Source organism: Mycobacterium paraense, from assembly GCF_002101815.1.
GTDB lineage: Bacteria > Actinomycetota > Actinomycetes > Mycobacteriales > Mycobacteriaceae > Mycobacterium > Mycobacterium paraense.
Window position 1 is genome coordinate 109,383 of sequence record NZ_LQPM01000023.1, and the last position, 12,834, is coordinate 122,216.

Consider the following 12,834-nt stretch of genomic DNA (forward strand, 5'->3'; position numbering starts at 1 on the left):
GAGCTTGTCAAGAAATGTAACACGTTCTAATTTGGTGGCCGTGGCCCTGAATATTGCCGACCTCGCCGAGCACGCCATCGACGCTGTGCCTGACCGTGTCGCCCTCATCTGCGGCGACGAGAAGCTGACCTACGCCCAACTGGAGGAGAAGGCCAACCGCTTCGCCCACTACCTGATCGACCAGGGCGTCAAGAAGGACGACAAGGTCGGCCTGTACTGCCGCAACCGCATCGAGATCGTGATCGCGATGCTCGGCATCGTCAAGGCCGGGGCCATCCTGGTCAACGTCAACTACCGCTACGTCGAGGGCGAGCTGCGCTACCTGTTCGACAACTCCGACATGGTGGCGCTGGTGCACGAGCGCCAGTACTCCGACCGGGTCGCCAACGTGCTGCCGGACACCCCGAACGTCAAGACGATCCTGGTCATCGAGGACGGCTCCGACAACGACTACCAGCGCTACGGGGGAGTCGAGTTCTACTCGGCGATCGCGCAGGGCTCACCGGAGCGCGACTTCGGCGAGCGCAGCGCCGACGACATCTACCTGCTGTACACCGGGGGAACCACCGGTTTCCCGAAGGGCGTGATGTGGCGCCACGAGGACATCTACCGGGTGTTGTTGGGCGGTACCGACTTTGCCACCGGCGAATTCGTCAAGGACGAGTACGACCTGGCCAAGGGCGCCGTCGCCAACCCGCCGATGGTCCGCTACCCGATTCCGCCGATGATCCATGGCGCCACGCAATCCGCGACCTGGATGTCGATCTTCTCGGGTCAAACCACCGTGCTGGCACCGGAATTCAACGCCGAAGAGGTGTGGCGCACCATCCACGAACACAAGGTCAACTTGTTGTTCTTCACGGGTGACGCGATGGCGCGGCCGTTGCTCGACGCGCTGGACAAGGACCACGGATACGACCTGTCGTCCCTGTTCCTGCTCGCCAGCACCGCGGCCCTGTTCTCGCCCAGCATCAAGGAGCGGCTGCTCGAGCTGCTGCCCAACCGCGTCATCACGGACTCAATTGGCTCCTCGGAGACCGGTTTCGGCGGCACCAGCGTCGTGGCCGCGGGTGCGCCGCACAGCGGCGGCCCCCGGGTCACCATCGACCACCGCACCGTCGTGCTCGACGAGGACGGCAACGAGGTGAAGCCCGGCTCGGGTGTGCGCGGCTTCATCGCCAAGAAGGGCAACATCCCGGTCGGCTACTACAAGGACGAGAAGAAGACGGCCGAAACCTTCAAGACCATCAACGGCGTTCGCTACGCCATCCCCGGTGACTGGGCCCTGGTCGAGGAGGACGGCACGGTCACGATGCTGGGCCGCGGGTCGGTGTCGATCAACAGCGGCGGCGAAAAGATCTACCCCGAGGAGGTCGAGGCCGCGTTGAAGGGCCACCCCGACGTCTTCGACGCCCTGGTGGTCGGCGTGCCCGACCCGCGTTACGGCCAGCACGTGGCCGCCGTCGTGCAGCCCCGGCCCGGATGCCGGCCGTCGCTGGCGGAGCTGGACAGCTTCGTGCGCTCGGAGATCGCCGGATACAAAGTGCCGCGCAGCCTTTGGCTGGTCGATGAGGTGAAGCGTTCGCCCGCGGGCAAGCCCGACTACCGCTGGGCCAAGGAGCAGACCGAGGCGCGAGCGGCCGACGACGTACATGCGAGCCACGCGACGACCTGACGCGCACCCAGCGGCGTGACCGACTTCGTCAAGCAGCACCCGGACGTGCCCGCCGGTTACTTCGCCTGGGAGGCAGCGGGTTTGCGGTGGCTTGCCGGCGTCGACGGCGGCGTGCCCTGCGCGCAGGTCGTCTCGGTTGCCGCGACGAGCCTGACCCTGCGGCGGCTTGAATCCGTGCCGCCGAGCGCCGAGGCGGCGGACGTGTTCGGCGCCCAATTGGCCGTCACCCACGACGCGGGCGCCGCCGCGTTCGGCGCCGGCCCCGACGGCTGGGACGGGCCCGGGTTCTTCGGGCCGCTGTCGCAGCCGCTGCCGATGTCGCTGCGCCAGCACCGACGGTGGGGCGATTTCTACGCCGACGAGCGGCTGGCCCCGATGGCCGAGCTGGCCGCGCCGCGGCTGGACGCGTCGACGCGCGCCACGATCGACGCCGTCGCCACGCGCTGCCGCGCCGGCGACTTCGACGACGACGACCCGCCGGCCCGGCTGCACGGCGACCTGTGGGGCGGCAACGTGATGTGGACACCCGACGGCGTGGTGCTGATCGACCCCGCCGCGCACGCCGGCCATCGCGAGACCGACCTGGCGATGCTCGCGCTGTTCGGCTGCCCGCACTACGATGTCATCCTGGCCGGGTACCAGCGGGTCCACCCGCTGCGGCCCGGCTGGCGCGGCCGCATCGGGCTGCGTCAGCTCTACCCGCTGCTGGCGCACGTCGTGCTGTTCGGCGGCGGGCACGTGGCGCGGACGGGAGCCGCCGCCCGCGCCGCGTTGGCCGCCTGACCGGCGGTCTATGTTGGAGCGCGATGACCATTGATGTCTGGATGCAACACCCGACGCAACGGTTCCTGCGCAGCGACATGCTGGCCTCCCTGCGGCGCTGGACCGGCGGGTCGATCCCCGACACCGACATTCCCATCGAGGCGACCATCGCGGCCATGGACGCCGGCGACGTCGGCTTCGGGCTGCTGAGCGCGTGGCGCGGCCCGAACGGCCAAGACCTGGTCTCCAACGACGAGGTCGCCGAATGGGTCGGGTCGCACCCGACCCGGTTCGCCGGTCTGGCCGCGGTGGACCTCGATCGCCCGATGGCGGCGGTCCGCGAGCTGCGCCGCCGCGTGCAGGAGGGCTTCGTCGGTCTGCGGGTGGTGCCCTGGCTGTGGGACGCGCCGCCCACCGACCGCCGTTACTATCCGCTGTTCGCAGAATGCGTGGAATCCGGCGTGCCGTTCTGCACCCAGGTCGGTCACACCGGGCCGCTGCGGCCGTCGGAGACCGGGCGCCCGATCCCCTACATCGACCAGGTGGCGCTCGACTTTCCCGAGCTCGTCATCGTCTGCGGACACGTCGGCTATCCCTGGACCGAGGAGATGGTCGCGGTCACCCGCAAGCACGAGAACGTCTACATCGACACGTCGGCCTACACGATCAAGCGACTCCCCGACGAACTCGTTCGTTTCATGAAAACCGGTACCGGGCAACGCAAAGTCTTGTTCGGCACGAATTACCCGATGATCACGCACACCCACGCTCTGGCGGGACTGGATGAACTCGGGCTCAGCGATGAGGCCCGCCGAGACTTCCTGCGGGGCAACGCCGAACGTGTTTTTGGACTGGAGGCAAACCGGTGAACGGCGCTCAGGCACTGATCAACACCCTGGTCGACGGCGGCGTGGACGTCTGCTTCGCCAACCCCGGCACGTCGGAGATGCACTTCGTCGCCGCTCTCGACGCGGTTCCCGAAATGCGTGGCGTGCTGGCCCTTTTCGAGGGGGTGGCCACCGGCGCGGCGGACGGCTACGCGCGGATGGCCGACCGGCCCGCCGCGGTGCTGCTGCACCTGGGCCCGGGATTGGGCAACGGGCTGGCCAACCTGCACAACGCGCGGCGGGCGCACGTGCCGATGGTGGTGGTCGTCGGCGACCACGCCACCTACCACAAAAAGTACGATGCCCCACTGGAATCCGACATCGACGCGCTCGCCGGCAGCGTCTCGGGATGGATGCGCCGCACCGAGAAGGCGGCCGACGTCGCGTCCGACGCCGTCGAGGCGATCGCCGCCAGCCGGTCGGGCTCGCAGATCGCCACCCTGATCCTGCCGGCCGACGCGTCGTGGTCGGATGGGGCGGAACCCACTCGCACACCGCCCGCCCAAGAGCCACAACCCGATCCCACCCTGGCGTCCGAGGCGCTGAAAGTGCTGCGCTCCGGGGAGCCGGCCGTGCTGATGATCGGTGGCGACGCCACCCGCGGGCCGGGGCTGGCCGCCGCCGCGCGCATCGCCCAGGCGACCGGGGTCCGGTTGTTGTGCGAGACGTTCCCGACGCGGCTCGAGCGCGGCGCGGGGGTCCCCGCCGTCGAGCGGCTGGCCTATTTCGCCGAGGCGGCCACCGCGCAACTCAACGGCGCCAAGCACCTGGTGCTGGCGGGCGCCAAGTCGCCGGTGTCGTTCTTCGCCTACCCGGGTATGCCCAGCGACCTGGTGCCGGCCGGCTGCGAGGTGCATGTGCTCGCCGAAAACCATGGCGCGGCAGCGGCTCTGGTCGCGTTGGCCGAGGAGCTGGCCCCCGGCACGGTCGCGCCCGTGGCGCCGGCCTCGCGCCCGCAGTTGCCGACGGGTGCCCTGACGTCCGCGTCGGCCGCCGACGTGATCGGGGCGCTGCTGCCCGAGCGGGCGATCGTCGTCGACGAGTCGAACACCTCGGGGCTATTGCTGCCGGCGGCCACCGCCGGTGCGCCGGCGCACGATTGGCTGACCCTGACCGGCGGCGCGATCGGGTACGGTATCCCCGCCGCGGTGGGTGCGGCGGTGGCCGCCCCCGATCGTCCGGTGCTGTGCCTGGAGTCCGATGGGTCTGCGCTGTACACGATTTCGGGGTTGTGGACCCAGGCCCGCGAGAACCTCGACGTGACCACCGTGCTCTACGACAACAGCGCCTACGACATCCTACGAATCGAGCTGCAGCGCGTCGGCGCCGGCTCTGCGCCCGGCCCCAATGCGCTGGATTTGCTCGACTTGTCGCGCCCCGCAATGGATTTCGTCAAGATCGCCGAGGGGATGGGGGTTCCGGCGCGCCGCGTGACCACGGCCGACGAGTTCGCCGACGCGCTGCGCTCGGCCTTCGCCGAACCCGGACCGCACCTCATCGACGCGGTGGTGCCGTCGCTGATGGGGTAGCGCCGGCGCGCCAGGTATCGAAGATCGTGGTGCCCAGACCGCTGGGGCTTTCCGAGATGTACAGGGGCCCCAGCTCGAACGGGATGTTTCCGGTGTTCATCACGCTGCCGGTAACCGTCAGTGGGTTCGCCGCGGTCGTCGTGTACGAGTACAGCCGCCGTTTCACCAAAGTGGTCTTACGTCAGGTGATTTGGCGCGACGCGCACGAGCTCGGCAACTGAACCCCACGGCCATCCGCCCTGTCACCGCCCGGTAATGGCGGGAACCTGGGAGAGCAGCCAGTCCGCCATCGCGTTGATGACGTCGACCCCCGCGTCGAACGCGCCGGCTTCTGCCGCCAGCGCCACACCCACGTGTCCGGATTCGGTGGGGACGATGCCGAACTGCCGGACCAGGTAGCCGTCAGCCAGCCCGGGCCCCCAACCGGCTTTGGCCGCAATGCCTTTGCCGGCCAGCCCCCAACGCTGGTCGGGGGCGAGTCGGCGCATCAGATCGATGACGGTCGCGGCGTCACCGAGGCCGGGCAGCCCCGCGGCGAACCGCGCCTGCCGGTCGAGAGGCCATTGCGTCTGCCCAAACGCGGTGAACGGCGGGCGAATCCGCTCTGATTCGACCACGGTGGCCGGGTCGCCGCATTCGCGCACGACGGCCTGAACCTGCAGGGCGGCCCGCGGCGGATCGCCCAACTGGGACCACAACCGCTCCGATGCCTCGTTGTCGGATTCCGTAATGGCCTTGACCGCCAGGTCGTGGGCGCGCGCGGGATCACGGCGCAGGGCCGCGATTGCCAGCGGCACCTTGATCGTCGACCATGCGACACCGGACGACCACCGGCCCAGGGAAAGTGCCCCGCCGACACCGGGGCCCGCGACCGCGATGCCGATCGTGGCGGGGACGGCGGCGGCCAGCTTTTGGAAGCTCGCCTCCAACCCGGGCGGTGGGGGAGTCATGTCCTGACAGGGCTACCGGCGGATCGGCCACACCGGGTCGCCGCAGTCGACGCCCTGCGCCGTCAACTGCCGTTTGAGCACCTTGAAGGTCACCGTGCGCGGCAGTTCCGCGCTGACGCGCACGTACGACGGCCATTGCTTGGGTCCCAGGTCGGGCTGCTCGGCCAGAAAGGCCCGGAACTTTTCGGGATCGAACTCCGCGCCGGCCGCCATCACCAACGCGGCCATCACCTGGTCGCCGACGACGGGGTCCGGCACCGCGTACACCGCGACCTCGGCGGCGTCCGGGTAACGACACAGCACGCGCTCGATCGGGGCCGCACCCAGGTTTTCGCCGTCGACGCGCATCCAATCACCAAGCCGCCCAGCGAAATACGCGTAGCCGTCCTCGTCGCGATAGGCGAGGTCGCCACTGTGGTACATGCCCCCGGCCATCCGCTCGGCCTCGGCGGCCGCGTCGTTGTAGTAGCCCTCGAAACGGCCGGGCCCCGCGGTGTTGACGATCTCGCCGACCACCCCGACGGGACACGGCTCGCCGGTGTCGGGGTCGACGATCTCGATCCCGTCCGGCAGCGGCCCCAGCGCGCCCGGCGGTGTGTCGGGGGTCCGGGCGATGGCGACCCCGCCCTCGGTCGAACCGAACCCGTCCTGGACGACGCACCCAAACCGGCGAGCGAAGCGCTCGATGTCGCCGGGCACGCCCTCGTTGCCGTAGACGGCGCGCAGGGGGTTGTCCGCGTCGTCGGGCCGCTCCGGGGTGGCGAGCACGTAGGACAACGGCTTGCCCACATAGTTGGCGTAGGTGGCGCCGTACCGGCGGACATCGACCAAGAAGTTCGACGCGGAGAACTTGCGCCGCAACGCCATTGAGCCCTGGCACGCCGCGGCCACCGCCCAGCCCACCAGCACCGCGTTGGAATGGAACAGCGGCATCGACACGTAACAGACGTCGTCGCGGCCGAGGTCGAAGCGCTGCGACATCGTCACGCCGGCGATCGCCACCTTGCCGTGGCTGCACTTCACCGCCTTCGGTTCACCGCTGGTTCCCGACGTGAAGATCAGCATGAACAGGTCCGCGGCCGATGCGGACTGGAAGCTCGGCTCGGCGTCACGGTGGGCGGCCACCTCGTCGGCCCACTCGGCGGAATCGACGTTCACGTGCTCGATATCGCCCAGCGGCCCAGCCGATTTCGCATCGGCCAGCACCAATTGGCAATCGGCGTGCGCGATGTCGCGGGCCAGCGCCTCACCGCGGCGCACCGGGTTGAGCCCCACCGGCACGATCCCGGACATCCCCGCCGCGACCAGCATCGCCGAGAAGAACGGGGTGTTCTCCAGCAGCACGCCGACGTGCGGGGGCTTGGCCGGGTCGAGGCGGTCGCGCAGCGTCGCCGCGATCGCGGCGCCGTGGCGGACGTGGTCGCGCCAGCTGGTGAACGAGTCCTCGAAATAGACCCCGCTGTCGTCGATCTCGGCCAGCGGCGCCAGCAGTTTGGTGACCGTGGGGTCGGGCGGAAGCACGAAGCTAGGCAGGGGTTTCCGCCAGTTCACGCCCGATGCGACGCAACTGCCCGGTGGCGCCGCGCAGCGCGAACTCGATCTCCTTGGCGGCCAGGAAGTAACGGTGCACCGGGTGGTCGGTGTCGACGCCGACACCACCGTGCACGTGCACGACGGTGTGCGCCACCCGATGCCCGGCGTCGGCGGCCCAGAACGCCGCGCTGGCCACGTCGATCTCGGCGGGGATGTCCTCCGACACCCGCCAGGCCGCCTGGGTCAGCGTCAGCCGCAACCCCTTGACGTCGATGTAGCCGTCGGCCAGCCGCTGCGCCACCGCCTGGAAGCTGCCGATCGGGCGGTCGAATTGCTCACGGGTGCGGGCGTATTCGGCCGTGAGCTGCAGGCCCCGCTCCAGCACCCCGAGCTGAAAGGCGCTGCGGCCCAAGGTGGTCAGAGTATCGAGCCAGGCGGCGACGGTCCCGTCGCCGACCTGCCGCCCGCCGTCCACCTGAACGCCGTCCAGCGCCAGGTGCCCGACGCTGCCGAGCCCGGTGGTCTCCATCGCGGTCACCGTGACGCCCGGATCGTCGGCGGCGACCAGGAAAACGGCGCCACCGGAATCGGTTTCGGCCGGAACCAGGAAGGCGTCGGCGACCGGGCCGAAGGCGACCTGCGTGCGGGTCCCGGTCAGCTTGTAGCCGTCACCAGAACGGGTGGCAGCCACCGGCCCCTCGCCCATTTCGCCGTCGAGCGCGACGGTGAGAATCTTCTCGCCCCGGACCGCCGGCACGCCCCAGCCCTGTTGCAGTTCCTCGGAGCCGAACCGGGCCAGTGCCCCGGCGGCCAGCACCACCGACTCCAGGTAGGGCACCGCGGCCAGCTGGTGGCCCAGCGCGACCAAGATGGCCACCTGCTCGAGGACGCCAAAGCCGTCGCCGCCGAGCGACGTCGGAGACGCGCTGGTCAAAATGTCGGCCTCGACCAGCTTGCGCCACAGGTCGCGGTCGAATCGTTGGGCGAGCTTGTCGAGCTCACGCTGATGTTCCGGGGTGCACACCGCGTCCACGATGGTGTCGACCAGCCCGCCGAGATCCTGCGCGGCCTCTGTTGTGGTGAAGTCCATGAATTCTCGTCCTTATATAGAGGAAGCTCAGCGGTTGGCTCGGGGCAGTCCCAGCGCGACCATCCCGATGATGTCGCGCTGCACCTCGTTGGTGCCGCCACCGAAGGTCAGGATCAGACACGCCCGGTGCATCCGCTCGACCCGGCCGCGCAGCAGGGCGCCGGGCGAGTCCGGGCGCACCGTGGCCGCGGTGCCCAGGACCTCCATCAGGAGGCGGTAGGCCTCGGTGGCCAGCTCGGTGCCGAACACCTTGGCCGCCGAGGCGTCGGCCGGCGACAGGTTCTCACTCGCCGCCGACGCCAGCTCCCAGTTGATCAGCTTGAGCACCTCGGCCTTGGCGTGCACCCGGGCCAGGTTGAGCTGCACCCACTCGGAGTCGATGAGCCGGGCCCCGCTGGCGTCCTTGGTGTGTTGCGCCCACTCGCGGACCTCGCGCAGCGCCACGATGATCGGCTGCGCCGAGACCAGGGCGACCCGCTCGTGGTTCAGCTGGTTGGTCACCAGCTTCCAGCCGCCGTTCTCCTCGCCGATCAGGTTGCTCACCGGGACCCGCACGTCGGTGTAGTAGGTCGCGCTGGTGTCGGGGCCGGCCATCGTGTGCACCGGGGTCCAGGAGAAGCCTTCGGCGGTCGTCGGCACCACCAGCATCGAAATGCCGCGGTGCTTCTTGGCTTCCGGGTTGGTGCGCACCGCCAGCCAGACCCAGTCGGCGTACTGGATCAGGCTCGTCCACATCTTCTGGCCGTTGATCACGTAGTCGTCGCCGTCGCGCACGGCGGAGGTGCGCAGGTTGGCCAGGTCGGTGCCGGCGCCGGGCTCGGAATAGCCGATCGAGAAGTGCAGGTCCCCGGCCGCGATCTTGGGCAGGAAGAACTTCTTCTGTTCGTCGGTGCCGAAGGCCATGATCGTCGGCGCGACGCTGTTGATCGTCAGGAACGGCACCGGCGCGCCGGCGATGGCCGCCTCGTCGGTGAAGATCAGCGAGTCCATCGGCGAGCGGTCCTGCCCGCCGTACTCCTTGGGCCAGTTCAGCGTGAGCCAGCCGTCCTTGCCCATCTGCGAGACGACCTCGCGGTACGCGTTGCCGGTGCCGATCTCGCCCTGTGTCGAGCTGAGCGCCTCGCGCCGCTCCGGGGTCATCAGCGTGGTGAAGTACGACCGCAGCTCGCGACGCAGCTCCTCCTGTTCAGGGGTATAACTGATGCGCATTGTCAGCCGTCCTTGTTCGTCAAGCGTCGATATCGAATGCCACGTCACGCGTGGTAACCCTGCCAACGGCTACCCGTTCGCCTCCCCGGTTGTAACACGTTCTAGTCTGGGAATCCAGCGACCGTTTCCCCTGAGGCACTGGGGCCCTATGGTGTACCTACATACCGACGGGGCGAGTGCTCAGTTTGAAGGCCAGGTTCAAGGAGGGTGCCGTGCGGGTGATCGTGGATCGTGACCGGTGTGAAGGGAACGCGGTGTGCATGGGAATCGCGCCTGACCTGTTCGACCTGGACGACGAGGACTACGCCATCGTGAAGACCGACCCGATTCCGCCCGACCGAGAGCAGCTGGCCGAGCAGGCCATCGCGGAGTGCCCCCGCGCCGCGCTGCTGCGCGAAGACTAGAGGTATTCATAAATTGACTAGCAGCACAAACGCGACCGATCTGTCCGGCAAGGTCGCGGTGGTGACCGGTGCGGCCGCGGGACTGGGTCGCGCCGAGGCGCTCGGCTTAGCCCGTCTCGGCGCCACCGTCGTCGTCAACGACGTCGCCGGTGGGCTGGACGCCTCCGATGTGATCGACGAGATCAGTGCCACCGGCGCCAAGGCCGTCGCGGTCGCCGGGGACATCAGTCAGCGCGCGACGGCCGACGAATTGGTCGCCACCGCCGACGGGCTCGGCGGCCTGGACATCGTCGTCAACAACGCCGGGATCACCCGCGACCGGATGCTGTTCAACATGTCCGACGAGGAATGGGACCTCGTCATCGCGGTGCACCTGCGCGGCCATTTCCTGCTGACGCGCAACGCGGCCACCTACTGGCGCAACAAGGCCAAGGAGTCGGGCGGGACGGTGTTCGGCCGCATCGTCAACACGGCCTCCGAGGCCGGCCTGGTGGGGCCGGTCGGCCAGGCCAACTACGGCGCGGCCAAGGCCGGCATCATCTCGCTCACGCTCACCGCCGCGCGGGCGCTGGGTCGCTACGGGGTGTGCGCCAACGCGATCTGCCCGCGGGCCCGCACCGCGATGACGGCCGACGTGTTCGGGGCGGCGCCGGAGGTTGACGAGGGCGGCATCGACCCGCTGTCGCCGGAACACGTGGTCAGCCTGGTCAAGTTCCTGTCGTCGCCGGCCGCCGCGGAAGTCAACGGTCAGGTGTTCATCGTCTACGGTCCGCAGGTGACGCTTGTTGCCGCGCCGACGGCGGAACACCGGTTCACCGCCGACGGGCCGGCCTGGGAACCCGGCCAGCTCAGCGGCGAGCTCCAAAAATACTTTGCTGGACGCGATCCAGAACGTAACTTTTCCGCCGTCGGACTGATGGAGTAATAGCTGTGTAAACGCACTTTACGGGGGGGAATCCGTGAGTAGAACATGTGTCAGATTGGAGCCCGGGCAACGCGTCTGACCTGGACAAATTAACGGTTCGGATACAGAAATGCTGTTCATTGACAGCGTGTACTTCTTCTGAGTTAATATGATCCGGCTCACACCGGGCCGGGAGCGACCGAAGACAATGCAAAGGCGATTCACAGGCTTCGCCGCGACCAGCAGAGGGGGTGGCCGTATTGAGAGAACAACTTGCCGTCCCCGCCCGCGCTGTCGGCGGGTTCTTCGAGATGATGATCGACACCGGCCGCGAGACCTTTCGGCGGCCGTTTCAATTCGGCGAGTTCCTCGAACAGACGTGGATGATCGCCCGGGTCTCGCTGGTTCCGACGCTGCTCGTCTCGATCCCGTTCACGGTGCTGGTGGCGTTCACCCTCAACATCCTGCTGCGCGAGATCGGCGCGGCCGACTTGTCCGGCGCGGGAACGGCTTTCGGCACCGTCACCCAGCTGGGCCCGGTGGTCACGGTGCTCGTCGTGGCCGGCGCCGGCGCCACGGCGATCTGCGCCGACCTGGGCGCCCGCACCATCCGCGAAGAGATCGACGCGATGCGGGTGCTGGGCATCGACCCGGTCCACCGGCTGGTGGTGCCGCGGGTGCTGGCGTCCACGGTGGTCGCGCTGTTGCTCAACGGCCTGGTGTGCGCCATCGGCCTGTCGGGCGGCTACGTGTTTTCCGTCTTTCTCCAGGGCGTCAACCCGGGCGCGTTCATCAACGGCCTGACCGTGCTCACCGGGCTGCGCGAGCTGGTGCTCGCCGAGGTCAAGGCGCTGCTGTTCGGCGTGATGGCCGGCCTGGTCGGGTGCTACCGCGGCCTGACGGTCAAGGGCGGCCCCAAGGGCGTCGGGAACGCCGTCAACGAAACCGTCGTCTACGCGTTCATCTGCCTGTTCGTCATCAACGTGGTCATGACCGCCATCGGCGTGCGGATTTCGGCCAAGTGAGGCGAGTGGGCACCCGATGAGCTACGACGCCACCCTCCGGTTTCGCCGTTTCATGTCGCGGCTGCAGGCGCCCATCGACGACTTCGGCGAACAGGCGTTGTTCTACGGCAAAACGGTGCGCTACGTGCCGCAAGCGCTCACCCAATACCGCAAGGAGACGATCCGGAACGTCGCCGAGATGACCCTGGGCGCAGGGGCTCTGGTGATGATCGGCGGCACGGTCGGCGTCGCGGCCTTCCTGACCCTGGCCTCCGGCGGCGTCATCGCCGTGCAGGGGTATTCGTCGCTGGGCAACATCGGCATCGAGGCGCTGACGGGATTCTTGTCGGCGTTCCTCAACGTCCGCGTCGTCGCCCCCGTGATCGCGGGCATCGCGCTGGCGGCCACCATCGGCGCGGGCGCGACGGCCCAACTGGGCGCCATGCGGGTGTCCGAGGAGATCGACGCCGTCGAATGCATGGCGGTGCAGTCGGTGTCCTACCTGGTGTCGACCCGGCTGATCGCCGGCCTGATCGCGATCATTCCGCTGTATTCGCTGTCGGTGCTGGCCGCGTTCTTCGCCGCCCGCTTCACCACGGTGTACATCAACGGCCAGTCCAAGGGCCTCTATGACCACTACTTCAATACGTTCCTCATACCGTCGGACCTCTTGTGGTCCTTCCTGCAGGCCATCGTGATGGCCATCGCGGTGATGCTGGTGCACACGTATTACGGCTACAACGCCAGCGGCGGACCGGTCGGCGTCGGCATCGCGGTCGGCCAGGCCGTGCGGACCTCGCTGATCGTCGTGGTCGTCATCACTTTGTTCATCTCCCTGGCCGTCTACGGCGCGTCGGGTAACTTCAACCTCTCCGGATAAGGGGGAC

General features: G+C 68.6%; 14 protein-coding genes. 9 read left to right on the forward strand and 5 right to left on the reverse strand.

What is annotated here, in order from left to right; translation table 11 throughout:
- Nucleotides 1-34: 34 nt before the first annotated feature.
- The 4 genes from AWB89_RS17685 to AWB89_RS17700 are packed head-to-tail and all read left to right on the forward strand — an operon-like array spanning nucleotide 35 to nucleotide 4,853.
- Complete coding sequence (locus AWB89_RS17685; RefSeq protein ID WP_085095772.1) at nucleotides 35-1,675, forward strand: acyl-CoA synthetase; 1,641 nt, start codon at nucleotides 35-37, stop codon at nucleotides 1,673-1,675.
- Nucleotides 1,676-1,690: 15 nt separating this feature from the next.
- On the forward strand, nucleotides 1,691-2,458 hold the full coding sequence (locus tag AWB89_RS17690; RefSeq protein WP_085175420.1) for a fructosamine kinase family protein: 768 nt from the start codon (nucleotides 1,691-1,693) through the stop codon (nucleotides 2,456-2,458).
- A gap of 23 nt (nucleotides 2,459-2,481) precedes the next feature.
- Nucleotides 2,482-3,306, forward strand: coding sequence for an amidohydrolase family protein (locus AWB89_RS17695; RefSeq protein ID WP_085095768.1), 825 nt, complete (start codon nucleotides 2,482-2,484; stop codon nucleotides 3,304-3,306).
- Nucleotides 3,303-4,853, forward strand: coding sequence for an acetolactate synthase large subunit (locus AWB89_RS17700; protein WP_085175422.1), 1,551 nt, complete (start codon nucleotides 3,303-3,305; stop codon nucleotides 4,851-4,853). The genes AWB89_RS17695 and AWB89_RS17700 overlap by 4 nt, the downstream gene beginning before the upstream one ends.
- Here AWB89_RS17700 and AWB89_RS28405 read toward each other — a convergent pair.
- Complete coding sequence (locus AWB89_RS28405) at nucleotides 4,819-4,953, reverse strand: hypothetical protein (RefSeq protein ID WP_372515195.1); 135 nt, start codon at nucleotides 4,951-4,953, stop codon at nucleotides 4,819-4,821. The genes AWB89_RS17700 and AWB89_RS28405 overlap by 35 nt on opposite strands.
- Between AWB89_RS28405 and AWB89_RS28320 the strand changes: the two genes are divergently transcribed.
- Entirely contained in the window at nucleotides 4,946-5,074 is a 129-nt protein-coding gene (locus AWB89_RS28320) for a hypothetical protein (RefSeq protein WP_263992747.1), read from the forward strand. The genes AWB89_RS28405 and AWB89_RS28320 overlap by 8 nt on opposite strands.
- A 21-nt stretch (nucleotides 5,075-5,095) precedes the next feature.
- Here the strand turns inward: AWB89_RS28320 and AWB89_RS17705 are convergent, their stop codons facing one another.
- The 4 genes from AWB89_RS17705 to AWB89_RS17720 are packed head-to-tail and all read right to left on the reverse strand — an operon-like array spanning nucleotide 5,096 to nucleotide 9,635.
- Entirely contained in the window at nucleotides 5,096-5,803 is a 708-nt protein-coding gene (locus AWB89_RS17705; protein ID WP_085175424.1) for a serine hydrolase, read from the reverse strand.
- A gap of 12 nt (nucleotides 5,804-5,815) precedes the next feature.
- Complete coding sequence (gene fadD17 / locus AWB89_RS17710; RefSeq protein ID WP_085175426.1) at nucleotides 5,816-7,324, reverse strand: long-chain-fatty-acid--CoA ligase FadD17; 1,509 nt, start codon at nucleotides 7,322-7,324, stop codon at nucleotides 5,816-5,818.
- 4 nt (nucleotides 7,325-7,328) lie between these two features.
- Nucleotides 7,329-8,426 (reverse strand): acyl-CoA dehydrogenase family protein, encoded by a 1,098-nt coding sequence (locus tag AWB89_RS17715; RefSeq protein WP_085095760.1) that lies wholly within the window; start codon nucleotides 8,424-8,426, stop codon nucleotides 7,329-7,331.
- A 27-nt stretch (nucleotides 8,427-8,453) separates the two neighbouring features.
- Nucleotides 8,454-9,635 (reverse strand): acyl-CoA dehydrogenase, encoded by a 1,182-nt coding sequence (locus tag AWB89_RS17720; RefSeq protein ID WP_085095758.1) that lies wholly within the window; start codon nucleotides 9,633-9,635, stop codon nucleotides 8,454-8,456.
- 212 nt (nucleotides 9,636-9,847) lie between these two features.
- Here AWB89_RS17720 and AWB89_RS17725 point away from each other — a divergent pair, with 212 nt between their 5' ends.
- From AWB89_RS17725 to AWB89_RS17740, 4 genes are all read left to right on the forward strand, one after another.
- A complete protein-coding gene (locus AWB89_RS17725) occupies nucleotides 9,848-10,039 on the forward strand; it encodes a ferredoxin (protein ID WP_085095920.1) in 192 nt (63 codons plus the stop codon).
- A 13-nt stretch (nucleotides 10,040-10,052) separates the two neighbouring features.
- A complete protein-coding gene (locus tag AWB89_RS17730) occupies nucleotides 10,053-10,964 on the forward strand; it encodes a 3-oxoacyl-ACP reductase (protein ID WP_085095756.1) in 912 nt (303 codons plus the stop codon).
- A 239-nt stretch (nucleotides 10,965-11,203) separates the two neighbouring features.
- A complete protein-coding gene (locus tag AWB89_RS17735) occupies nucleotides 11,204-11,968 on the forward strand; it encodes an MlaE family ABC transporter permease (RefSeq protein ID WP_067012245.1) in 765 nt (254 codons plus the stop codon).
- A gap of 16 nt (nucleotides 11,969-11,984) precedes the next feature.
- Nucleotides 11,985-12,827 carry an ABC transporter permease gene (locus AWB89_RS17740; RefSeq protein ID WP_085095754.1) on the forward strand — a complete coding sequence of 281 codons (843 nt, stop codon included), beginning with the start codon at nucleotides 11,985-11,987 and terminating at the stop codon, nucleotides 12,825-12,827.
- Nucleotides 12,828-12,834: the final 7 nt, after the last annotated feature.

Bases quoted from the DNA above. Each gene is read 5' to 3' on its own strand.
- AWB89_RS17720 (WP_085095758.1), bottom strand. From the start codon at position 9,635: ATGCGCATCAGTTATACCCCTGAACAGGAGGAGCTGCGTCGCGAGCTG.
- AWB89_RS17740 (WP_085095754.1), top strand. From the start codon at position 11,985: ATGAGCTACGACGCCACCCTCCGGTTTCGCCGTTTCATGTCGCGGCTG.
- AWB89_RS17695 (WP_085095768.1), top strand. From the start codon at position 2,482: ATGACCATTGATGTCTGGATGCAACACCCGACGCAACGGTTCCTGCGC.
- AWB89_RS28405 (WP_372515195.1), bottom strand. From the start codon at position 4,953: ATGAACACCGGAAACATCCCGTTCGAGCTGGGGCCCCTGTACATCTCG.
- AWB89_RS17705 (WP_085175424.1), bottom strand. From the start codon at position 5,803: ATGACTCCCCCACCGCCCGGGTTGGAGGCGAGCTTCCAAAAGCTGGCC.
- AWB89_RS17715 (WP_085095760.1), bottom strand. From the start codon at position 8,426: ATGGACTTCACCACAACAGAGGCCGCGCAGGATCTCGGCGGGCTGGTC.